General features: G+C 62.8%; 23 protein-coding genes. 16 read left to right on the top strand and 7 right to left on the bottom strand.

The window, feature by feature from the left end:
- Positions 1-12 precede the first annotated feature (12 nt).
- From AC3WRR_RS00835 to AC3WRR_RS00820, 4 genes are read right to left on the bottom strand one after another with little or no spacing between them, the layout of a single operon-like run.
- On the bottom strand, positions 13-2,469 hold the full coding sequence (locus tag AC3WRR_RS00835; RefSeq protein WP_492295700.1) for a VirB4 family type IV secretion system protein: 2,457 nt from the start codon (positions 2,467-2,469) through the stop codon (positions 13-15).
- On the bottom strand, positions 2,463-2,792 hold the full coding sequence (locus AC3WRR_RS00830) for a conjugal transfer protein (RefSeq protein WP_492295698.1): 330 nt from the start codon (positions 2,790-2,792) through the stop codon (positions 2,463-2,465). The genes AC3WRR_RS00835 and AC3WRR_RS00830 overlap by 7 nt, the downstream gene beginning before the upstream one ends.
- 2 nt (positions 2,793-2,794) lie before the next feature.
- Positions 2,795-3,142, bottom strand: a complete 348-nt coding sequence (locus tag AC3WRR_RS00825; RefSeq protein ID WP_115737233.1) for a TrbC/VirB2 family protein — start codon at positions 3,140-3,142, stop codon at positions 2,795-2,797.
- Positions 3,143-3,160: 18 nt separating this feature from the next.
- Positions 3,161-4,213 carry a TadA family conjugal transfer-associated ATPase gene (locus AC3WRR_RS00820; protein WP_492295695.1) on the bottom strand — a complete coding sequence of 351 codons (1,053 nt, stop codon included), beginning with the start codon at positions 4,211-4,213 and terminating at the stop codon, positions 3,161-3,163.
- Here AC3WRR_RS00820 and AC3WRR_RS00815 point away from each other — a divergent pair.
- From AC3WRR_RS00815 to pilV, 16 genes are all read left to right on the top strand, one after another.
- Positions 4,212-4,412, top strand: coding sequence for a hypothetical protein (locus AC3WRR_RS00815; protein ID WP_492295694.1), 201 nt, complete (start codon positions 4,212-4,214; stop codon positions 4,410-4,412). The genes AC3WRR_RS00820 and AC3WRR_RS00815 overlap by 2 nt on opposite strands.
- A gap of 159 nt (positions 4,413-4,571) precedes the next feature.
- Entirely contained in the window at positions 4,572-5,279 is a 708-nt protein-coding gene (locus tag AC3WRR_RS00810; protein ID WP_492296029.1) for a VirB8/TrbF family protein, read from the top strand.
- 16 nt (positions 5,280-5,295) lie between these two features.
- Entirely contained in the window at positions 5,296-6,192 is an 897-nt protein-coding gene (locus AC3WRR_RS00805) for a TrbG/VirB9 family P-type conjugative transfer protein (protein ID WP_492295691.1), read from the top strand.
- Complete coding sequence (locus AC3WRR_RS00800; protein ID WP_492295690.1) at positions 6,192-7,421, top strand: TraB/TrbI/VirB10 family type IV secretion system protein; 1,230 nt, start codon at positions 6,192-6,194, stop codon at positions 7,419-7,421. The genes AC3WRR_RS00805 and AC3WRR_RS00800 overlap by 1 nt, the downstream gene beginning before the upstream one ends.
- Complete coding sequence (locus AC3WRR_RS00795; protein WP_492295689.1) at positions 7,414-8,208, top strand: lysozyme family protein; 795 nt, start codon at positions 7,414-7,416, stop codon at positions 8,206-8,208. The genes AC3WRR_RS00800 and AC3WRR_RS00795 overlap by 8 nt, the downstream gene beginning before the upstream one ends.
- Positions 8,205-9,452, top strand: coding sequence for a TrbG/VirB9 family P-type conjugative transfer protein (locus AC3WRR_RS00790; protein WP_492295687.1), 1,248 nt, complete (start codon positions 8,205-8,207; stop codon positions 9,450-9,452). Before AC3WRR_RS00795 ends, AC3WRR_RS00790 begins: the two co-directional genes overlap by 4 nt.
- Positions 9,449-9,886 (top strand): lytic transglycosylase domain-containing protein, encoded by a 438-nt coding sequence (locus tag AC3WRR_RS00785; RefSeq protein WP_492295685.1) that lies wholly within the window; start codon positions 9,449-9,451, stop codon positions 9,884-9,886. The genes AC3WRR_RS00790 and AC3WRR_RS00785 overlap by 4 nt, the downstream gene beginning before the upstream one ends.
- Positions 9,887-9,914: 28 nt before the next feature.
- Complete coding sequence (locus tag AC3WRR_RS00780; RefSeq protein ID WP_492295683.1) at positions 9,915-10,421, top strand: toxin co-regulated pilus biosynthesis Q family protein; 507 nt, start codon at positions 9,915-9,917, stop codon at positions 10,419-10,421.
- Positions 10,418-12,079 carry a type II secretion system protein GspD gene (locus AC3WRR_RS00775; RefSeq protein WP_492295682.1) on the top strand — a complete coding sequence of 554 codons (1,662 nt, stop codon included), beginning with the start codon at positions 10,418-10,420 and terminating at the stop codon, positions 12,077-12,079. The genes AC3WRR_RS00780 and AC3WRR_RS00775 overlap by 4 nt, the downstream gene beginning before the upstream one ends.
- A 16-nt stretch (positions 12,080-12,095) precedes the next feature.
- The gene (pilP, locus tag AC3WRR_RS00770) at positions 12,096-12,827 is read left to right on the top strand and encodes a type IV pilus biogenesis protein PilP (RefSeq protein ID WP_492295680.1); all 732 of its coding nucleotides are present in this window, start codon (positions 12,096-12,098) and stop codon (positions 12,825-12,827) included.
- Positions 12,828-12,830: 3 nt separating this feature from the next.
- A complete protein-coding gene (gene pilO2 / locus AC3WRR_RS00765) occupies positions 12,831-14,090 on the top strand; it encodes a type 4b pilus protein PilO2 (protein ID WP_492295679.1) in 1,260 nt (419 codons plus the stop codon).
- Positions 14,087-15,892 carry an ATPase, T2SS/T4P/T4SS family gene (locus AC3WRR_RS00760; protein ID WP_492295677.1) on the top strand — a complete coding sequence of 602 codons (1,806 nt, stop codon included), beginning with the start codon at positions 14,087-14,089 and terminating at the stop codon, positions 15,890-15,892. Before pilO2 ends, AC3WRR_RS00760 begins: the two co-directional genes overlap by 4 nt.
- Positions 15,889-16,929 (top strand): type II secretion system F family protein, encoded by a 1,041-nt coding sequence (locus tag AC3WRR_RS00755; protein WP_492295676.1) that lies wholly within the window; start codon positions 15,889-15,891, stop codon positions 16,927-16,929. Before AC3WRR_RS00760 ends, AC3WRR_RS00755 begins: the two co-directional genes overlap by 4 nt.
- Before the next feature lie 33 nt (positions 16,930-16,962).
- Positions 16,963-17,463, top strand: a complete 501-nt coding sequence (locus AC3WRR_RS00750; RefSeq protein ID WP_115737246.1) for a prepilin type IV pili — start codon at positions 16,963-16,965, stop codon at positions 17,461-17,463.
- Positions 17,464-17,499: 36 nt separating this feature from the next.
- Positions 17,500-17,979 carry a hypothetical protein gene (locus AC3WRR_RS00745; protein WP_492295673.1) on the top strand — a complete coding sequence of 160 codons (480 nt, stop codon included), beginning with the start codon at positions 17,500-17,502 and terminating at the stop codon, positions 17,977-17,979.
- Positions 17,980-17,985: 6 nt separating this feature from the next.
- Positions 17,986-19,233: a shufflon system plasmid conjugative transfer pilus tip adhesin PilV gene (gene pilV, locus AC3WRR_RS00740; protein ID WP_492295672.1), complete on the top strand. Its 1,248-nt coding sequence runs from the start codon at positions 17,986-17,988 to the stop codon at positions 19,231-19,233.
- Positions 19,234-19,815: 582 nt separating this feature from the next.
- Here the strand turns inward: pilV and AC3WRR_RS00735 are convergent.
- From AC3WRR_RS00735 to AC3WRR_RS00725, 3 genes are all read right to left on the bottom strand, one after another.
- On the bottom strand, positions 19,816-20,841 hold the full coding sequence (locus tag AC3WRR_RS00735) for a CAP domain-containing protein (RefSeq protein ID WP_492295670.1): 1,026 nt from the start codon (positions 20,839-20,841) through the stop codon (positions 19,816-19,818).
- Between the two features lie 177 nt (positions 20,842-21,018).
- Positions 21,019-21,354 (bottom strand): PLDc N-terminal domain-containing protein, encoded by a 336-nt coding sequence (locus tag AC3WRR_RS00730; RefSeq protein ID WP_492295668.1) that lies wholly within the window; start codon positions 21,352-21,354, stop codon positions 21,019-21,021.
- Between the two features lie 15 nt (positions 21,355-21,369).
- Positions 21,370-22,545, bottom strand: a complete 1,176-nt coding sequence (locus tag AC3WRR_RS00725) for a FlhC family transcriptional regulator (protein ID WP_492295666.1) — start codon at positions 22,543-22,545, stop codon at positions 21,370-21,372.
- Position 22,546 lies beyond the last annotated feature (1 nt).

Below are 22,546 nucleotides of genomic sequence, written 5' to 3'. Positions count from 1 at the left end.
ATCGGTCTCTCCTTATGCAGAGCGCGCGAGCATCTCGCGCACGTAGTTTTGCTGCCAGTCAGCTGCCCCGGAAGCGTAGTGACGATCGAGGATGGATTGCGCCACGCCATCGGATCGGAGCATCGCCACCATTTCGTCGGAGAACGTGCTCTGAAGCATTCGCGTTTGTGCCCGCGTGATCCACAGATAGTCGCGGTTCGGCACCGCGTCGTTGATCATCTGGATCTGATCGTCGGTCAGGCCGAACTTGTCCTTGTAGAGATCCTTGCTGGTATTGGCCTGGGTGTTCGGCAGATAGATCAGATTGCCGACGTTGTCCTTGAGAATTTCGAAGTCCGGCACGCGTTCGAGCTGCCGCAGCGACTGCGTGGCCATCCAGACGGCACCGTTGAGCTTCCGGATGGTGGTGATCCAGGTCTCCAGCCGCTTGTAGAACCGAGGGTGCTGGAAGAAGAAGCCCGCCTCTTCGACTTCGATAATCGTGTACCGGAGGCCGTCCATCGACTGGCTGATGCGATAGAAGGCATAGTCGGAGAACAGCACAGCAGCGCGTGGATACTTCTCGAAGAGGTCGCCCATCTCGATCGACAGGTTGTCGCTGACGTCGAATGCATCCTCTGCGTGGTCAAAGAAGTGTCCGTACTGCCCGCCTTGCAGCCAGATTTGCAGCCGTTCGCGAAGGCTGTCGTGCAGCAGTGTGGCCAGGCGCCCGAGGGTCCAGTGCTCGCGCGGGTACGTCGCGAGAATCTTCACCGCCTCGTAGATGTCCTGCGACTGTTGAGGACTGAGGGAGAAATCTTCATCCTCGAGAGCCAGCGTCACCCATTCAGTGACATAGGTGAAGTTCGTCGGCCTGTTGAGGAGCGACAGCGGGTTCACGTGTGTCGCCGCCTGGAACTTGCCGGTCACGTCGACAAATGCGCCGCCACTGAGCAGCGTCGGGATGCGGGTCGAGCGGTCCTTGTCGAACCGGATCCGGCGCGCGTCGTGACGCCCGGCCTGCGAGACGAGGAAGTTCAGGAACACCGACTTGCCCGCGCCGATGGGTCCGATGATAAGCAGGTGCCCGTTGCCGCCAGGCTGGTGCAGGTCAACGCGCTGTGCGGTGCGATGACGCGTGGGCAGACAGGTGAGGGGAGGCACTTCCTTGCCGGCTTTGTCGGACAGCCACGCGTTGCGGGTTGGACCGGGCATGACGGAACGCACCGGTGCAAGATCAGAGACCGCAGGCGTCTCGACAAACTGAAGACGACGCTGCTTGTCCCATCGGCCGGGCAGGGTGCTGTTCCATGCCGGCATCAGGTTGGCCTTCTCCCGGATGGCACCAAAGCCGGCGTTGGTGAGCGCGCCCACCACCTCGCTCACCGAGTCTTCCAGAGCCGATTCGGTATCGCCGTAGACGACGATGGAGATATTCGCGAAGCCGTGCTGGGTGCCCTCGGCCGTCAGACGCTTGAGAGCCTTGCCCGCTTCCTTGGCCAGCTCTTCACGCCCCTCGTCGTTCTCGGCTTCCTCCTTGGCAAAGTACTGCTTCAGGATCGCTCGGACATTGAGCGCCGCCATCTTGTAGAAGCGCCGGACCTTCTCGATGTAGGCCGCCGCCCGCGCCGTATCGAGGAACCGGTACATAATGCAGACGTCGAGCTCGGCATCGATCTGCATCAGGCTATCCAGTGCCGCTTCCTGGAAGCTCATCCATTCCTTGACGGCAACGATCGCGGCGTACCGCTTCCCGTGGGCGGATTCGAACAACAGCCGCTCGGAGCCGACGGTGACTTCCGATTCCGTCAGATGGCTATCAAGCAGGGTCACCGGATATCGAATGCGACGGGGTGGCACGCTCGGATTAGCCGCCTGATGCAGTACTGCGTAGCTGTCCTGCATGACCAGTCGGCGCGTGCGCAGGCGAGGCACGCCTCCTGTGAACGCATCCAGCATGGATTCGAAGCGGCGCGCGTCTGTCGTCAGCTTCTCCAGATCGAAGGCGAAGGCGCTGCGCGCAAGGAGGGTGTCTTTCGTTGCCTCGAAAATGGCAGGAATGACCGACTTGCCGCCAACCGTCATGTGGTAACCGGTTTTGTCGAAGAACTTCGCGATCCCGCTTTCCGGGGTATAGGCGAGCGCCAGCGAGTGGGTATTGTGGAAGTACTTCCCGGTCGTCATGTGCGCGCGGTTCAGCGCGTCGAGCCGAGCATCCGCCCCCTCCGTAAAATCGCCGTCGATATAGCTGCGCGCCCGCCGATGGCTGATTTTCCACCATGCGGTGATCCGGTTATCGAACGACCGGCACGCCTGGTCCAGCTGATTGCGGGCCGACGTAATGTCGTTGCTGTCCGGACTGTCGGCATCGACACCCAGGAACTCGTAGGTCGCGAGCAGCGACCCGTCCTTGTTCAGGATCAGCTCAGGGGTGATCGAAGTCAGCCACGGCGCGATTTCGTAGAGCGGGCGGCGTTTCAGGTTCAGCATGGCAGGTCACTGTCAAAGCCATAGGGGCGGCGAAAGAGGGTGCTCAGCTTGCCGTGCCAGGGAGTTGATTCGTACAGGTCGCCGTAGTGGTTGTAGACGTTGAGGATCTGGTTCCACCACGGGTCCCGACTGGTGAGCCAGCGCAGGAGCGCGTGGAAGGCCATGCCCACCACCACGACGGCCACCGGGATCTTCCAACCGCTGCGGAAGGTCACGTACACCAGCAGGGCGACAACGGTGCCATTGGCGATGGCTAGACCGCGAACGGCACCGCCGATCTGGCGCGGCCGGGAAAGGCCGATGCTGACGTGGTGCTCGCGCATGATCAGAAGCCGGTGCACTGAGCAGCGACGCCCAGCGTTTTCATGATTGCCGGTGCAGCGGCGGCCAGGCCGATGCCGATACAGATGACCGAGACGAACTTCATGATGGTGGACTCGGAGTTGGCAATACCGATGGCGCCCAGCACGATCAGGATCAGGCCAGCCACGAAGAGGTACTTGGTGTTGATGAAGGTGGCAATGCCGCAGATGAACTCGCCGAGGTTGCCGAGGAAGCCGAAATCGGCAGCCGCGGCCGAGGTGGCGACGCCCATCAAGCCGACCAGAACCAGCATGGAGGGGAGGGACTTTCGCGCCGTTGCGGCTGCACGTTGGGTAAAGCGGTGAGACATGAGAGAGACTCCTGGTGGTTAGAAAACGCGTTCGATGTCGTAGTCGTTGTTGCGGAAGCCCTTGATCTCGATGATTTCCGAGATGTGGCGCATCTCGCCGGTGCGGCGCATATGGACGACGTAGTTGAAGCACTCCGCGATCAGCTTGCGCATGTCGTCCAGCTCCCAACGTGAGCCATGGGGGATACCGAGCATCGCAAGGCTCTCCATGCGGGAGAGCGCCGAGCGGGCGTTGTTGGCATGCAGCGACGCCATGCCGCCGTCGTGGCCGGTGTTGAGGGCCTGGAGCAAGTCGAAGGCCTCGCCACCGCGGACTTCGCCAACGAGAATGCGATCTGGGCGGAAGCGCAGCGCCAGTGCCACCAGTTGCTGGGTGGTCACGTTCTTGTCGGTGTTGGAGAGCAAGCGCACCGCGTTCGGCACACGCGTCTTGAGCTCCATGGTGTCTTCGATGGTCAAAACGCGCTCGCCGTCGGGGATGTTCTCCACGAGGGCGTTCAGGAAGGTGGTCTTGCCGGAGGAGGTGCCGCCGGCGACGAGAATGTTCTTGCGCTGGCGCACCAGTTCAATGAGAGCGTCCTTCAGCGCGTCGTCTTCGACCGCGCCATTGAAGATAGGCCGATCGGTGTGCTTGCTGCGGGCATGCCGGGCCGAGAACGCGCCGGCCTTGACGTAGTCGCTGAGCGACAAGTTCGTCTCACGGTGACGTCGGATGCTCAGTGCGTGGCCGTCGACGGCGGTGGGTTGCATCACGGCAGCAATGCGCAAGCCCTTATGGCCGGCGTTGATGATGCCCTGTGCTGTGCCACGCACGGCAGATTTCTGGACGGAAGAAGCTAGCGATCGGACGGCGCCTTCAAGTTTGGCGGGCTCCAGCTGCACGTCCAGGCGCGTCATCTCGCCGCGGCGCTCGACCCAAATGCTGTCATGACGGTTCACCATGACTTCGGCCACATCTGACGCATCGATGAATGCGCGGATTGGTGCCAGCGACTCAAAGAACATCGCAACGGCGCTGGCTTCGAGCTGACTGAGCTGCAGGACTGGATGGTTCGGATCGAAGACTTGCATGCCCGCTATTGTTGGCGGGCGGCCCATGACGTGGGTCGTCAAAAGCTGGGTGATTTTTGCGAGCTTTCCAGAAAACTTGCGCAAGCATCTCTCTGCTGAAGTGACCTCAAACGAAGCAGACCGTGCTTGCAAGGCTGAGCATGCTCATACCGGATTTCCGGAAAGCCATACCAAAACTGCGAGCTTTTCGGACTATTGAAACTCGCTAGCTCTCCCAATGGAGTCAGTATCCAAAGCGGATGCGGACTGCGTAGAGGGAAACAATTTCAGAAAGCCGCGCAAAATCGCACTGCTTTCCTCGGTACTCCGGTGAGGGTTCACTGCTTCAATTAGCGGCATCCCAATGGACCGCCGCAGCATGCCTCTCTTCCGCAAGAATTCCAGCAATGCCAAGACCCTGGCGGTATCCCCGGGGATGTACGGCAATGAGAGCTCCGAACAGGTGATCTTCGACCGTACGACCAGGATTGCCATCGAGCGGAATCACTGGAAGGTGGCCACGCTCGGGCTGGGTTGCATTGCGCTCGCGGCCATCATGACCCGCGAGCCGCCGCCATCCGTGGTGAAGGCGGTCGGCGTGTCAGCCGACGCCAGCGGCAAGCCCATCGTGCGGGAGCTGGAAGCGTTCCAGCCGGAAGGCATTCAGCTCCAGTGGGCATTCAAGGACCTCGTGACGCGCTGGTTCACGATCGAGCCGATTCTGACCACACAGGTCGAGGATTCCCGCATGGCGCGGAACCTGCGGTCGGTCCGAGAACAGATGATCGGATCGTCGCGCAAGCAGTTCGAGGATTGGGTGACCGAGGACGAGCCGTTCCGGCAGGTGGGCACGTCGGCCACCCTGGTGCGCGAGGTCAAGGTTACCAATGTCGCGGTGCTTCCCGACAGCACGGTCGCGGTCGAATTCATCACCACCACGACGGAAGATGGCTACAAGCCGCGCAAGATGCGGTACGCGATGACCTTCCGTTACCAGGTGAAGCCGCCGACCAGTGATGCCGTGCTCGGTACCAATCCGTTCGGTGTCCACCCCGTCTTCTTCAGCCTTCAGAAATCGCCGGCCTGAGGCCGCGACCACGCTCATGGAAATTCGCAAGTCATCCCCGCTGAGTGCCTTGGCTGCCGCCGTGCTAGCGCTGAGCTTTGCCGTGACCGAAACCCACGCTGCTGACAAGCCGATGCGCCGCCCCGGCGCGGGCGTAGCAGCGCTGGGCATCGGCGACATCAGCGATGCGATGAATCCTGCCAATCCCTTCAACGGTGGGGTGGACCCCATAGCGCTGCCCGGCGATTCCCGACTGGTCGTCTTTACCTATAACCGAGACCAGATCTTCCGCATTCTGTCCGCACCGCTGAAGATGACCACCATCGAGTTCCCCGACGATGAACAGATCGTCGGCGAGCCCGCCTGGGGTGAGAGCGTGCGTTGGGATTACGAGACCGATGGCCTGAACCACCTGTACGTCAAGCCGCAGGCGGCCGGCCTGGTCAACACACTGTCAGTCAACACCAACAAGCGCAGCTACGAATTCACGCTGGTGTCCTCGCCCCTGGGCGGAATCTTCTACCAGAAGGTGCGGTTCCGCATTCCGACGTCGTTTGCTGCCAAGGCGAAGGCGCGCAGTGAATCGCGTGCCGACGGCGCCGAAGGGCTCTCCGCCGATGCTGGTGGCCGCAGTGCCGATGCCGTGGCGGTGGCCCCGGAGCAGCTCAACTTCGACTATTCCATTTCCGGTAGTGCGAGCTTCCGGCCCGATACGGTCTTTGACGACGGCAAGGCCATCTGGCTGCGCATCCCAAAGGGAGCCGACTGGCCCGTTGCCCTGGTCAAGGACGGCAGCGATTTCGCGGTGGTGAACTTCATCCGGCGAGGCGAATTCCTGGTCGTCCAGCGCCTGGCCGAAACGATCGCGCTGCGCTCGGGCTCGGATGAAGTGAAGATCGAGCGCGGCCGTCGCCGCATTCTGGGGTTGTTCTGATGCGCGATCGGAAGTCGTCCAATAACGTCTCCGACGTCACGGATGCGCAGGAACGCACGGTCAAAGGGAAACTCCCGCGCAACATTGTTATGGCGCTCGGCGTGGTCGCGGCGTTCCTCGTTGGCGGGCTCGGCTACTACTTCCAGTCGGTCAGCGAGGAGCAGTCCGATGCCAAGGCCGAGCAGGACCGCGCGGAGCAGCTGCGCCAGCGGGCCAGCAGCGGCGACAACGGCCAGTCGCTCGAGGCCACGATCCGGGAACAGGCTGCCAGGGCCCGGGAAGAGGCTGAGCGGCAACGCGCTCGCGCGGAGAAGCCGGACAGCGGCACGGCGCCGATCATGAAGGCTGGCGACCTGGTTGGTGCGGCCAAGCCCACCACTGCCGAGGTGAAGAAGAACGAGGAAGACGACATCTTCACCTCATCGATTTACAAGAAGGGCATGCGCAAGTCGCAGATGGGCGGCACGAAGATGCCGGCTGGCATGGCGGACCTGACCGACCCGGCTCAGATGCGCGTTCTGCAGCAGGCGGCGGTCGCGCGCGCCAGTGCAAGCAATGGGCTCCCGGAGCCCGCTGAAGCTCCCGCTTCTTCCGACAACAAGTTCCTGCGCGATGCAACCGCCGCGAGGACCTTGCGCACCGGTTTCGACGGGAAACTGCCGAAATGCACGGTCAGCCGAGGCTTCGTCATTCCTGCGACGTTCGCCGGCGGCCTCAACTCGGACAAGCCGGGCGAGTTCCGCGCGACCGTCTCGCAGGACGTGTATGACACGGTGACGGGTCGGTGCAAGGTCATCCCCGCCGGCAGCACGCTGGTGGGTTCTTACAACGCGGATATTGCCGTGGGCCAGGAGCGTATCCTCGCGGCCTTCGTGCGCATGCAGCTGCCGAACGGCAAGACCGTTCCGCTGATGGGCATGCAGGGTGCCGGCCCCAACGGATATTCCGGCATCAGTGGCGACGTCAACAATCATTTCCTGAGGATCTTCGGCGCTGCACTGGTTATCGGCATGCTTGAGCATGCCTTTAAGGACAACAACACCGCGACCACGGTTGGGGCAAATGGCCTGACGACCTATGGCAATGCTGCTGGGCAGATCGCTGCCCAGACCGCATCCACGATCCTGAGCCGCACTCAGGGCATCCGCCCGACGATTACGACTGAGCCGGGTCAGAAGATGGTGGTGCAGGTCAAGCACGACATGGTGCTGGAGGCTTACCGTGACTAAGACGCTGGTAGCCCTTGTTGCGTGTCTGCTGACGAGCCACGTGCCCGCCGCGACGATCCAGGCGGTCATCAGCCCGAATGCGGTGGTCGTGAATGCCGACGGCAAGGACCTGTTGCATACGATCGCGGGAAAACCGGTGCTCTACTGCGGGCTCGACGCATTCCTCGCATGGTCATCACGCCTGATCGGTGCATCGATCGAAGCGGGATCGGACGCCGGTCCGGTTGTCCAGATCGGCGGCAAGGCGGTGCCGATCTCGGGACTCTTTGCGCGCGAAGGCTGGCTGCGCCCGGCCGAGCTGACTGAGGCAGCGCAGGAGGCGCTTGCTGAGCGACGTGGCGGCTGGGCATGTGCGCCGAAAACCGAGCCATTTGCGCAGATGGGCCAACGTGTGGACCCGAAGATCACCGCAGGTATCGCGATGAACGAGTCGGCCTATCGCGGGCGGCCCTGGCCATGGACCTTGAACGTGGCCGGCCGCGGCATGTTCTTCGCCACGCGGGAGGAAGCCTATACGGCGATCAATCGTCTGCTGGCGAGCCAGCGTTGCGATTTCGACGTCGGGCTCATGCAGGTGAACTGGTGCTACCACGGCAAGCGCTTCTCCTCGCCGTGGGACGCACTGGCGCCGGCGACCAACATCCGCGTGGCTGAAGACATTCTGACCGAAAACCTGCGGCGCAGCGGCTCCACGATGAAAGCTGTGGCCTGGTACCACAGCGCCAACCCGGAGCGTGGTGGCCCGTACTTCGCTCGCTTCATGAACCACGTCGCAAAATTCCGATGATCAGGCCGCTCCTTCTCTCCGCTTTGGTATTGACGGCGAGCGCCACCGCCATGGCGGCCGATACCGACCCGCTCGACTTCGATTATCAGATCGTTGCCCGGGCGGCCGATCGTCCTGCCCTCATCTTCAACGACGGGCTCTCCACGTATATCCAACCTCGTCCGGGTCAGGCGGTCCAGGCCGATGGCGCCTTGCAGACCGGGCCTTACTGGGTGGTCGATGGCGTGCCCGATGTCGTCCGCTACACCGTGAACGGCCAGCCGGTGCTGGCACGATGGAAGCGCGCGAATGGCTTCACTTCGGAGCCGGCGAATCCCACGGGCGACCTGCCGCGCAGCATTGCCGGCATTTCCGGGCGGCTGGCGCTGATCGGAAGCTACACGACACTCCCGGTGGTGCGCCCCGGGCGATCTTCCCTGCCTCTCGTGCAGATGATCAAGTCCATCGCACCGGCAGGGTGGACCGGCACCGCACAGAAGGACATTCCGATGACCGAGGATGTCTCCGTCGAGCTGGGCGGTGGCGAGAACTGGCTGCAGGCCCTCGCGCGCGTGCTGGATCGCCGCAACCTGTACGCGGAAGTGGATTTTACCCGGCGCAACATCGCGCTGCGCGCCGCGCCGCCCAAGGGCTTCTCGGTGGTCGGAGAGCCTTCGGCTGGGACGCCGACCGGCGGAGCGTTGCAAGCGTCTACCGAAGGGCCGACAGCGCAGTTGGCAGTGGCCGCGACGCCGCTGCCAGAAGGGCCGACACTGGCTTCGGCATTCGGCGCGGTTGCGATCCGCGACAACAAGCAGGGTCGCATTGAGATCCGATTCGAGCAGGAACCGAAGGATCTGGCTCTGCGTGACGGTTCGGACAGCAAGATCTGGACGAAGTGGGACGAGGCGCAGCGCATCCTGTCGTTTGCGACGGTTGACCGCTTCACCGCGACCGCGGATGGGAAGTCGGTGCAGGTGGATCGCACCCCCGAGATCGAGTATGTATTCCCAGCCGAGAACGGCGCCGGCTTGGAGATGGTGTTCGAGAAGGACGGCGCCACCTACCTCAGCTTCAAGAAATCGATGGTGGGCGTGTCGGTGTTCGGCGACGATCACCAGCGCAACGGCGAACAGAAGGACCGCTATTTCAAGTTCAACGGCATTGCCGCGCGCATGACCGTGATCGCCGACGGCAACGTGGTGTACGTGGACCGAGTGCCGCAGGTTCGCTTCAGAGAGCAGCCCGGGAAGGTGGCGCTATGAGGGCTTGCGCTATCTGGCTATTGGCATGCCTCTCTATGCTGACCGGCGCCGCGTATGCCGACTGCCTGGACGATGCTGCGACCTTCCACGGTGTGAGCCCGACCCTGCTGCGCAGCATTGCCTGGCAGGAGTCCGGCATGCGGCCCTGGGTCACCAACCGCAATGCCAACGGTTCGGAAGATATCGGGCTCATGCAGATCAACTCCATTCATCTACCGCGGCTGGGGCGCTACGGCATTACGCGCGCGCACCTGTTTGATGGATGCACCAATGCGTACGTTGGCGCGTGGATTCTGCGCGAGAACATCCAGCGCTTCGGGCCAACGTGGAAAGCCGTCGGCGCCTATAACGCTTCTTCGCCCGACAAGCAGCTGCGGTACGCCAACCAGATTCATGCCCGGTGGCAAGCGCTGCAGCGCGCGGCCCTGCGCTAGTCCTATCCGTTCAATCGAGAGCATAGCTATGTCCCAACCCCATCGAACCGTCCGCATAGTCGTGACTGCGGGCTCGCTTTTGAGCGGTCTGTTCATCGCGCCGGCCTTGCACGCCGCTCAGTTGCAGAACGACGGCTGGCAGTCACTGCAGCCCGTCCGCGCAAATCCCGCGTCCATCGACCGCACGCTGCTCGCAGCGAATGGCTCTTCGCCTGCTGCAAGTGCGGGTCTTTCGGCCGGGGTCGCAGTGAGCGCACCTCCCGCCGCCGTTGTGGTCGGTGACGTCTACCGCCTCGTGAAAGGCGAGCCGCTGCAACAACAGTTGCAGAAATGGGCTGCACGCGCGGGCTGGACGGTGGTCTGGAATGTCCCCGATGGGTGGATCGTCCCGGGCGACAAGGACTACGGCGGTGACTTCGAACTCGCCGTCAAGCGTGTGGTTGAGGAGCTGGCCAACAACGGCGCCGATGTGGTGGGTGACAGCTGGCGCGGCAACCGTACCGTGATTATCAGCCAAAACGGGATCGTCCAATGATGAAGCAAAGCAAACGCTATACCGCGGCGGCCGTGGCGGCAGCCACACTGCTCTCTGGTTGCGGCGTGATGGAGACGCGCCGGGTGCAGAGCGCCATCAATAGCGAGGCGCAGGCGCGCTACGCCGACGCGCCGCGCAGTCGGCCCGTGTTCCGCGTGCACGAAGGCGCCTGGCTGATGGGTGAGAAGATCCGCGCCAGCAAGCCGCAGCCGGATATCTACGGCAAGCATGTGGTGTTCAAGGGGACCCTCGGCTCCTTGAACGAAGCCGCCAACTGGATCGCCCAAAGCGTTGGCGTACGCTCGACCGTCGATCCGTCGGCAGCCGCTGTGGTGGCGCCCAGCGTGGCGCCGGCGGTGCAGCCGGCAGGCGCAGTTCGCCCGGGCGGGCCGATTCCGATGGGCGGCACGGCCAGGGTAGATCTGAGCGCTCCGCTCAGCGTTGCCGCGGGCGCGACCGCCGGCGGGGCCGCGGCGCTCCCGCTGACGCTGCGGTACGAAGGCAGTTTCAAGGGTTTCCTGGATGCCGTGGAAGCGCATTTTGGGGTCTGGTCCCGGTACAACGACGGCACGGTGACGTTCTTCAAGACGGAAACCCGCACCTTCATGCTGCCGAGCCTCGCGGATTCGTCTTCGATGAATGGATCCATCACCACGACGGACAGCAGCTCGAGCGGCATGTCGGGCGCAGGCGCGACCGGGGCCAGCAATGGTAGTAGCGGGGCCGGGCGCAGCGGTCAGTCGATGAGCATGTCGGTCGAGATGAAGCCGTGGGAGACGCTCCAGGCGACCGCAAAGGCCGTTGCAGGCGCCAGTGCCGAGGTGGTTGTCGACAAGAACCTGGGCACCCTCACGGTAACTGGCGATCCGGTCCAGTGCGACCGCATCGAGCAGTTCGTCAAGAGTCTGGCCGCCATGTATGGCAAGCAGGTAGCCATCGACGTGCAGGTCTACGAGGTCCGTGTGACGCGCGAGGATAACTATGGCCTGAACCTGGCCCTCGCGTACCAGAGCTCCAGCGGTCAACCCGGGGTCACGTTCAATTCCGCCAGCATGCCAAACGTCTCGGGCAGCGCTTCGCCGATGAACCTCGGCGCGACCATCATGAGCGGGCCGTTTGCCGGCAGCAAGGCCGTGATCCAGGCGCTGTCGACGCTGGGCAACGTGTCGCAGGTGGTGTCCCGCTCGGGCGTTACGCAGAACGGGAAGGTCCTCGCGCTGCAGACCGCGACGCTGCAGGACTACGTTGCTCAGGCGCAAACGACGCTGGCCGCGAATGTCGGCTCCACCAGTTCGATTCAGACCGCGACGGTCACCTACGGCTTCACCAGCAACTTCCTGCCCAAGGTCGTTGATGGCCGGATCCTCATGAACTTCGACATGACGCTCTCGGACCTGCTGCCCCTGCAGCCGTTCAACTCGGGTGGCTCGGCCAACCAGACCAGCGTGCAGCTGCGGACCATGCCGACCAACCGCTTCACGCAGTCCATCACATTGAAGCCTGGGGAATCCCTGGTGCTCACGGGCTTGCGCAACCAGAAGGCGGCGACCACCAACAACGGTGTGGGTGAGCCGTGGATGGCCGCGCTCGGTGGCGGGGTTGGGGCGACCCGTGGCGATACCGTCATCGCGATCATGATCTCGGCCCGCTTGCTGTAACACTTCAGACAATCCCATGCAGAATCGCGCATTCAACCTTCGTTGCAGTCAGTTCGGGATCGCTATCGCGGCAGCCTTGCTGCAAGCGGTGGCTGGTTCGGCAAACGCGGCGTCTTCCATGTCCGACCCGATCTCCGCAGCGATTGCGGCGGCTGGACGTAAGCAGGCGTCACAGCCGACCTCGCAGCCGGCAGCTCGGCCGCAAGTTTCGCAGGAAGCCGCGCCGCACGCGTCCACGCCGGCGGCCCAGCCGTCCAGTGCCAGCGCTGCAGGGCCAGCTGCCGGGGCTGCGGCATCGGCTCCCAATCCGGCAGTGTCAGCCGAGGCTGCAACACCTCCGCGGCATACCGAGGCATCGGAACTCGCGGCGTTGCAGTCGCAGATTGCCTTGTGGAAGGCCCGTGCCGAGATTGCGAAATACAAGGCAGAGGTGAGGCGGTCGGAGGAGTCCCAGTTGTCGGCCGCAGCGGCGGCGGCGCCTTCCGGGGCAGTGCCGGCCATTTCCCTGGCGGGGCCAGTGCCGGCGGCCGGTGTTGCTGAAAGAATGTCCCGGCAAGCGGCTGAAGCACCGCGGCTCGTTTCGTTGCGCGCGTTCGATGGCCAGTTCAACGCGGTTGTCGAGGTCAACGGGCGCACTGTGCCGGTCGTGGCCGGCGACGCGCTGGATGGTGGCTGGAAGGTGGTCGGCATCGACGACGGGGGTGTCAAGCTCGCCAACGGCAAGCGCGTGCGTACGCTGAGGCCCTGAGTCATGGCGCAAATCCTGTCGTTTCCCGGGCTGAAAGGCGCCTTCGCGGTTGGGCTGACCTGGCAGCACGAGGAAGTTCAGCCGAGCAAGCGTGCCGTGCGCGGGAGCGCGATGGCACTCGGCCGACACTTCCGTTGGGGCGTCGTGCATCAGAGCGCCGAAGGCGCTGTGCAGAGCGGCTTTTGCGAGCCGATGGCTGGTGTCAACGTTGACACGATCAAGCCTCTCGCCGCCGTCGTGGCCGCCCAGCATCACCAGCCTTGGATGGGCCTCTTTCATCTTCAAGACAGCCTCTACTGGTATGTCGCGGTTCGGCAGGGCCACGCCATCATCTCAGGCGGTGATCGGATCGGCACGCTCGAGGAGCTGGACACGATCCGGGCCCGCCATCGCATGCTGGGTGATTGGACCGAGGTCGAGGGTACCGTACGAGACCTCGCCGCTATGGCGCGCGCGAGCAAGGGCGTGGCGGCAATGCACGATGTGCTGCGAGGCCCATGGCGGTCAACCGCTTATACGCTGGCCGCAGTTGGCGTGGTCGGCGCGCTCGTCGGCGGTGGCTGGTATTGGTATGACGCGCAACAGGAGGCCGAGCGGGAGGCACAGCGGGCGCGCCAGCGCGCAATCGCCGCTGCGCAGCAGCTGAACGAAGCTTCCCGCCCGCGAATCCTTCCGTGGGTGGAAGAAGCTCTGCCGTCGGCATTCCTGCAGGCCTGCCGGCGCGCATGGGAGGTACAGCCGCTCGCAGAGCACGGCTGGACGATGGCGGCATGGAGCTGCAAGCCAGCGACGGCGACCACACTCAGTATCGAGACAAGCTGGAAGCGAGAGGGTGGCGTGGCTGCCAACGCACCCGGCTCCTTGTCGGCGGACGGCAACCAGGCAAACGCAACCGCCGTTGCCCGCGCGGCGTTCCTCCCGTCCTCGTCGGAGATCGACACCGTTCGCGAGGCCCAGCGCGCGATCTGGACATACGCCCAGGCGCGCGGCATGGCGCTCCAAGTCACGATGCCGCCGCCGTTGCTTCCCTCGGATGGCAAGACTCCGGTCGATCCATGGCTGGTGATGACTGCGGACATCAATTTTGGCACGCCGCCATGGCTTGGCATGGGTGCTGGTCTCGATAACGTGGCTGGCTTGCGGCTCACAGAAGTCAGCTATGAAGCGGCGAACCAGACATGGAAGGGGGTCGGGAAGCTGTACGCCCAACGGAACGGCATCGCTGCGCCTGCTGCCGGGCCTCAACACCAAGGAAAGCCATGATGATCGGGACACTTTCGCGCCTGTGGGGCGGTGCCGTTCGCAGAGGGGACCGCGCAAAGGCCGTCGCTACGCGATCGGAGCCTTCGGTCAAGTCTGACCTGCTGACGCTGCCGCCCCCGCCAGAGGTGCTGGCGCCGCACATCCTCTACCCGCGCACGCTAGCGGGGAGCTTCGACAAGGTCGCCTGCATGTTGAATCTGCTTGGGCCAGAGGAGGCTGCAGCGCTGCGCCAACGTGTGGCCGAGACCGGGCTCTACGTCGAGGATCTCGCCCTGGACCATGGTCTCACTAGTGAGACCGTCCAGAAGGCCCTCGCCGTGCACGCCTGCGACATTTACGTGGACGCCCGGCATTTCGGCACCCCGCGTTTTCTCACTTGGGAGGCCAAGGTACGCCGCAGCGGCGCTGCGCCTCAGGTTCGCAAAGTATCGGCCCAGGAGCTGGCGGTGCTGCGCCAGCAGCGCGGCTCTGGCCAGCAACAGGATGCCGACCTGCAAACGTTGAGTCTTGCGCGCCGGCTGGTGGCCGACTGTGCGGCGCTGATTGCCTCGGATATTCACGTGCTGGTGCGTGAACACCACACCGAGATTCAGGTACGCGTGCAGGGCGACCTGCGTACTGTCGGCGCGCTGTCGATGCGAAGGGAGGAGGGGGAGCGACTGGTGCGCGCCATGTACACCGGCCTGGCCACCGTGAAAGCCGCGACCTACAACCCTCTGGACGTGCAGGATGCGCAGATTGCGGGCGATGCATTGCCTGGCACCGGGCTATCGAGCGTGCGGATAGTGCGCGGGCCGGCCTACCCGGTGGAGAGCGGCGGCGGCTTCCTCGTGGCGCGCCTGCAGTATCGAGAACACCACCAGGGCGCTCGCAAGGCAGACGCCATCGATGCGGCGAAGCGGCTGGACCTGAGCACGCCGAAGAGCCCTACGGGTGAATTCATGCTCGGCCAGATGGGATACACGCCGCTGCAGGTGGACCTTATCTCGCAACTGCTGCGCCGGCCGATGGGTGTGGTGGTTGTGACCGGGCCGACGGGCAGTGGGAAGACCACGACGCTCTTCGAGTGCACCCGGCATCAGGCTCGAATGTTCCCGGAAAAGCGCCTGGTCACGATCGAGAACCCGACCGAGTATCCGATGGATTGGGCAATCCAGCTGACCACCGAGAGCGAGCACTTCCCCGAGATGCTGCGCATGACGCTGCGGATGGACCCGGATGCCATCCTGCTTGGCGAAATCCGTGGTGTCGAGGAAGCGGTGGCCACGCTGCAAGCCGCGGCCACCGGCCACCTTGTGCTGACCACGCTGCACGTGACGGATCCCTTCGAAACGTTTTCGCGTCTGGTGATGCTGGACCACGTCCGCCTGGCCATGGAGGTGATCTGCAACCACAACCAGATCATCGGCCTGATTGCACAGCGCGTAGTCCCGTTGCTCTGTCCGAAGTGCAGCGTGAAGTTGGAGGACGCGCCGGAAGCCTTGCCGGAATACATGCTACGCGCCATGCGCACGTGGGGCGATCTGTCTGAGGTGCGCGTGCGCGGGGCAGGTTGCGACCATTGCCATGGCGATGCCATCGTCGGCCAACAGGCTGTGGCTGAAGTTGTGGTGACAAGCGAGGACCTGATGCAGGACTGCATCAAGGAAGGGGTGCTGGTGGCCCGCCGGAAGCATCGCCAGCGCGCCGGCGCCGACAAGCCCATGATCGCCCATGCGATGGATCTGGTGCTGGCGGGTGGCCTCTCGCCGGTCGATGCAGAACGCAGTGTTGATGCGATACCAATGCGAGACGAGCTATGAGCGGACTATCCTGGGCCATGCGCCGCCGCCTGTACCAGCAGGCATCGAGCCAGCTTGAGAACGGGCTGACCCTCGCACAGATCCTGGAGGATTTCCGCGAGCGGTTGGCCCGACGTGGGCGTGAGCGGGCGGCCGAGGCTGCGCATGATGTCGCCCGAAAGGTCAGGGACGGCATGACCCTGATGGCTGCCATGGGCGCCGGGCTCAGCGATCTGGAGCGCAGCGTGCTGGATGCGGGCGAGCGCGCCGGGCAGTTGCCGGAGGCCATGCGTCTGGTCCTTGAGGTGCGCGAGCAGACCACGCGGCTTCGTCAGAAGTTGCAGGCCAGCTTTTTTGCTCCAACGGTCTACCTGCTGACCCTATACGCGGTGCTGTTCCTGATCGGTGCCCAGATCGTGCCGCAGTTCCTGGATTTCGTGCCGCTCGACCAGTGGACCGACTGGGCCTATGCCATGTACTGGATGGGCCAGCTGGCGGTGGGCTGGCCCGCGCCAGTCCTGTTCGGCAGCCTGGGTGCCTATGCGATATGGAGCTGGTGGGCGCTACCCCGATGGGATGGCTCGGGCAGGCGGTTCCTTGACCACCATGTCTTCCCATTTACGGTGTATCGCGAGATCAACGGATTCACCTGGCTCAGGTCGTTTGTCGCGCTACTGCGGGCGAACGTGCCGGACGTGGTCGCTTTGGAGGGGCAGATTCAGACCGCCTCGCCATGGATGGCGTCTCGCCTCAAGCCCATCCGCCTCGGACTCACCGACGGCCTGGACCTGGCCGAGGCGATGCGGCAAACCGGATACGGCTTCCCATCGATGGACTTGATTGACGAAATCGGTGCGTATGCTGGATTCGATGACTTCACCGAGAAGATCACGGTCGCCGTGCGGCAGAACGCTGAAGTCATTGAGCGCCAATTGCTCGCGAAAGGGATGGTCCTGTCGGCGGCCTTCACCGGCCTGATGTTCCTCGCCTTCGTCGTACTGCAACTGGGTTCCAACTCTCTCTCATCGATCCTCACGTCGTCGATGGGCAAGTTCTAAATCTTGGCGTGTTCCACAGCATAGGAGTTTCAAATGGATGGCATTCTCGGGCGCGTCGTCGCCATTGTCTTGGGCCTGCTTGCACTGGTTGGCATCGCTTATGCCGGCTACAACGGCTTCCAGAACCACAAGGCGAGCGTGGTGGCGACCAATATTGCGCAATTGATTACCAACGCTCGCGCCGGATTCTCGCAAGGCAACAATGGCTATACCAACTTCACCACGGCCAACATTGCGGCGATGATCAACGGCGGCATGTTCCCCACCGACATGGTCCGCGGCAATGCACTGGTTGACCCCTGGGGTAACGCGGTCACGCTGGCTTCGGCGAACAACGGCTCGCGCGGGGTGATTACCTTCGGTGGTGGCAACGCGCAGACGGCAAAGCAGTGCGTGAGCGCGACGCTTGGTATGAAGGACTACGTGACGCTGACGGTTGGCACGACGACGTTCGACCAGACCAACCTGCCGGACCAGGTCACCGCCAGTGCAGCCTGCAGCGCCACCGCGACCTTCGCCCTGACCTTCCAGTGATTGACCCGGCGTGACGCCGGATCTGAGGAGACGAGCATGGGATATCTCATTCTGCCGCTCGCCACGGTGCTCTTCTGTATGGGCATCGTGGCGCAGAGCCGCCAACTGTCGCAGTCGGTCCCCGGCGCCGGCGAGCCGGGGCGTATGGAGGCCTTGGCTGCGGTGACTGCGCAGCAAGCGCAGGCTTATGGTGCCGCGTGCGTCTCGACCGCCGGCGCGACGCCAGGCCTCGTAGGTTCGAATGTGGCGCCGATGCTGCCGGCGGGGATGGTGGCACCTTCTGGCGCGGGCTGCATGGCGGTGGCCAACCCCGCGGGTGGCAGGGATGTCTATGGATTTGTGCGCGTCTCTCCCGGTGCCGGCGCGGTGCTGCTCAGCAGCACGGAAGGTAGCGCGGCGTGGTTCCGAGTTCGTAGCCAGGGTACCGCGATTAGTCTCACGACCGGCACGGCCTACAGCGTGCCGGCGTCAATTCCTGTTGGCACGCTGGTCCAGTGGGTCCAGCTGAATACCTGAGATCGAATGGAAGCCATACTCGGTTATCTCGTCGCGCTGATGCTGTCGATGCTGAGCATCGCCGGCTTTGCGACGTGGGCAAAGGCCGGCGTCACAAACGTGCAGACGGCGGCGGCAGCGAGCCAAATGCTGGTCTTCGACAAGGCGGCATTGCAGTTTGTGCAGGATGAAGCCGCCACCCTTGCCGCGCAAGCCACCGCGAGCGTACCGGTGTCGGTCACGCCGGCGATGCTCCTCAACGGTGGCTACTTGCCGGCGGGATTCTCGGCGACGAACGTATTCGGTCAGACGTGGCTGCTCCAGGTCCTGCAGCCGACGCCGAACACGCTGCAGGCACTCGTGACGTCGCAAGGCGGCCGGCCCATTACTGACACCCGTCAGCTGGTGCAAATCGCGGCCCAGGCGGGGGCGCAGGGCGGGTTCGTGCCGTATCCGGGGCAGAACGGGGATCCGACGATGGTTGCCAGCAATGCCTATGGCGCCTACGGTGCCTGGCAGGTGCCGCTGGCCAACTACACCAACCCCGGCAGCGGCAGGCTGGCGTCGTTGCTAGCCTTTACAGGCACGCAGGCCAACAACGGCTACCTGTACCGCGTTCAGGTACCAGGGCATCCCGAGCTGAATCGGATGCAGACGTCGATCGACATGGGTGGCAACGACGTGAACAACGCCAGGCGCGTGTCCGCCACCACGGCGCTGACCAGCAATGGCGAGACTTACATCACCAACACCGCCGCGCCTGGCTCGGCCTGCAATGTGGAGCCGTCTACGCGCCGGAGCAGCACAGGCACCGGCTTCGTGATCTGCTTCGGTGGCGTTTGGCAGCCGATCGGCACCGCGGTGGCGAACATCTATGAGGGCATGGCTTGCGCCAATAGCGGCCAGCTGGCCACGGGAGCGACGAACGTCGGCTATATCTGCAAGGGCAATCGATATGTGTCGCTGAACAATGCGCTCGGCAACATGTCCGTTACTCGGAAGTACGACAACGTGACCGATGGAATGACATTCAGCAAGGACTATTGCCCGGGCGGGACAGCGTGGGCCCTGTACACGCCGAAGCAACAGATGGTGAATATCACGGGCTATGTTATGCCGCCGATTCAAGGCACGTATTTTGCGATGAACGATTATGGAAGCTATTGGTATGCCCAAGCCAGTGCCATGTCCCCAGCGGCATGGTACAGCGGCAATGATACTGGTTCCCTTGGCGGTCAACTGGTAGGAACTGTTACAACCGGGTGTATGTACTGACAAGGGAAATCTAATGAAACGCACCATACTGGCGTGCAGTCTGTTGGCATGCATTTCTGAGGCTAGCGCACAACTGTATTCGTTTCCTGCACCGCCAATGACCGTCGCAGACTGCGTGACGGGTCACGTGTGGATGAAGAATCCGTCCAACGGGTTGCCGTACTGCGGTGTTCCGGCTCCGCCGCCGCCGCCGCCTCCTCCTCCTCCTCCTCCGCCGCTGACGTGCCGGTTTCAATACCCAACAATCGCGATCTCTATCGGGCCGATGGGAGATTGCTCTGCAGACGGCGGCTGCGCTGGCCAGGGAATTGCCGTTAACGATGGAAGCTATACACCAGCCTGGTCGAGAATGTGGTCAAACTTGGAAATCACTGATGAACAGGATCTCTACAACAAAGCTCTCGCCGCCCTTGCAACGAGCCAATATCGGTTGGGTGCGTGGAAGAGGTCATCGCTCGGGAACGGAAACTACGGAAACCTCTCCATGTATGAAGTCTGCAAGTAAGTAGGGCGGAACCATACACGTGAAAAAGCCCGCAATGCGGGCTTTTTCTCTTGCTGCGCACAGTCTGCGATGTCGGATTAGAAGGCCGTGAAGCTCCACGACTTGTTGATGGCAATGCCATTACGTGCGCCGACGAATGTGGCTGTATAAGTTCCTGCAACGAGAGGTTGGGTCGGCAACAGGAATACAACACCGCGGTAAAGGTTCGCGTCTTCAATAGCAGAAGCAGTCGAGCCTGACTTCGCCGCGCTGGGTACCAAGATCCGTGCGGGCACGGTGACACCCCCAGGTCCAGTCAGCATAAAGCTGGATACCGTGAGATTGTCATTTGTATCAGGGACCGGCACGCGGAACATCACCGGATGGCCCGCGCTCGGAAGGTCTGGAGCAGGGCTCGGCGATTCTCCAGCTGCATTGAAGAAGCCAACGACGCTCTCACCGTCGGTCGGCGAATATGCGACCGAGCTCGCCGACATCTGTTGTCCACCCCATTGTGCGAGACCGTATCCACCGCCGTTCGCGCCGGTCACCACACCAAAGTTCAGAACGCAGAGGTTATCGCGAACCGCTATTCCAACCGTCTCTTGGTTCGAGGTCAGCCCTTGCAAGTGGTAGACAGAATTCAGAAAGGTGCCTACACAGGCGGACATCATGCCACCATAGGATGCTTGCGCAACCCATTGATTCTTTGCAGCGCCAGCAGCCACAGCTTGTTCGTATGGGTTCGCGCCGGTGTAGCCGGCTTTGCCCGCGATTTCTTCATGGGTGACGATTCCCCCATTGGCTTTCATGTAGCCCAGATGGTTATCTGCCGCGCTGTCAAGCGCCGCATCTTGCTTCAATGCGCCAACGCCCATCTTGATTCGATAATCGTTGAGCGCATTAAATGCTGCCAGGCGCAGGTCGCTTCCCGGGTAAGTCGGCGCGGGAACCGAGGTTGCAGGAGGTATCGAGGTCGGATCTTGCGGTGTCGTCGGGGTCGTAGGAGGGGTACTAGGCTCTTTGGAGCCGCCGCCATCACCACCACCTCCGCCGCCGCAAGCGGCGAGAGCGAGCGTCATGGCCGTGACCAGGGCCGAGAGAGCGAGTTTGGACTGTTGCATGTTTTTTTCTTCCTCTGACTTGGATCGGCCGGGGATCGACCGTTACATTCAGCTTACCGGCCGGCACCGAAAGTCAAGTGTCGCCGATCCCCAGTCGGGCGAGAGAATACACGAAGGGACCAAGGATAGGACGGCAAGCTTCGCCGGAACTTGACCCCCTGTCTGGGGGGTGTCTGCTCAGGTGGTGTAGAGCGACTCACCGCAGTGATTGCAGACGTGGTACTGCTTCACCGAGAACATCCACTGCTTGCGCCAGATGCGGATGCTGCGGGAACCGCAGGAGTTACAGCACATGCCGTGCTTCGTTGCGCATTGAGGATTTTCCAGCCGGTAGCGCTGAAGCGTCGGCGTCGCTTGCGACGGCAGCAAAATCAGTAAGAGCAAGCCGAAGTAGTGCGTGCAAAAGCAAATGATCGCCCATTTGGCTCCGCTCCTGCCCCAGCATCGAGCCAGTCGGTAGGCCAGAATCGGGGGTATTACGAAGAGCAAGACAAAGAGAATTGGGGAATGCATGTCGGTTTTCCTCTGTCACTTGCGACGACGAAGCGAGCCACTGTGGCCCCCTAACGTTCCGCTGCAGCCTGGGCAGGAGAACGCGTGACTGAGTTCAATGCGCGGCGCTGTATTCGCAATGAGGTATGGCGTTCTGCATACCCTGCAAGGAGCCAGTTCCAGCTGCGCATCGGTGGACGTCGTGCGACAAATGTGGCACGCCCGGTCCGCCGAGATCTTCGAGGTAGTTCCGAAGAACTTGTCGAAGAGGTCATACGCCGAGATGAAGGCCTCTGGCACGTTCGCTCCGAAGGCCAGTGCGATACGGTAGAGCGACACCATGATGGTTGCCTGGAGTCGGTGTGTTGGGTGCTCAAAGTACCAGGCGGTCGAGGTAGGCAGTTGGCCTGATGGAGAAGACCTGCCGTGGATCTGCTGAAATAGCGTTCTCGTGCGCGTGGACGTAATCCCCAGCAGTGAGGTGATGGTTGATGCTCGACAGTGACTGCGAACCATCATTTCGCTGTACACCTTCTTCTGGAGCGGCTCCAACCGGAGGTTGGTCCAGCTGTGCTTCGTTGCCATGCGATCGGCGCGCATCGGAGTTGACGCGAGGAAGTGATGCCCGTTGGAATCCGGTCCCAGCCGCTTAGAGTCGAAGTCGAGCCAGAAGGTCTTGCTATGCAAGCGCCAACGAAAAATTGGGAAATCGACCCGTGCAATCGCCATGTCGAGCACATGTTGTGGCAGAGATCGCAGATACTCTGCGAGCTCCTTGGTGATCCCGAGAAGCGGAGCGGCCAGGATGCTCACGTGTAGTAGTTCGACGATCAGCCAAATGTAATGGCGATTGTTGTAAAACAAGCGGAGCTTGTCGTCATTGCTCCAAATGGGCAGCTGCGATCGCAATGCGTCCACGGCCAGGGTCGTTGTGGTGTTCTCGGTGAGGCAGCGCCAATCCTGCACTTCTGACAGCGTCGGCACGACAACGAGGAACGGCGTGCCCATCAAATCCCGTTGCGTCGCTTCAGCTTTGCGCACCCTGTCGACGGCTGCTTTGCTGATGTGCAGAGGCTGTTCCAGCTCGGGATGCGCCCCCAGAAGTTCGGCCAGGTGATCGGTGAGGTGATAGTTTGCCGAGCGAATGCGGTCGCACGTCATCCGGGTGAGTTGCAGACGCTCGAACTCAGCGGTTGGGGAATGCGGTTGCATG

The sequence above is a fragment of the Cupriavidus sp. FW305-3-2-15-C-LB2 genome (assembly GCF_058787575.1).
Note: the sequence above shows the minus strand (reverse complement) of the source record. Positions and strands in the feature narration are given on the sequence as shown.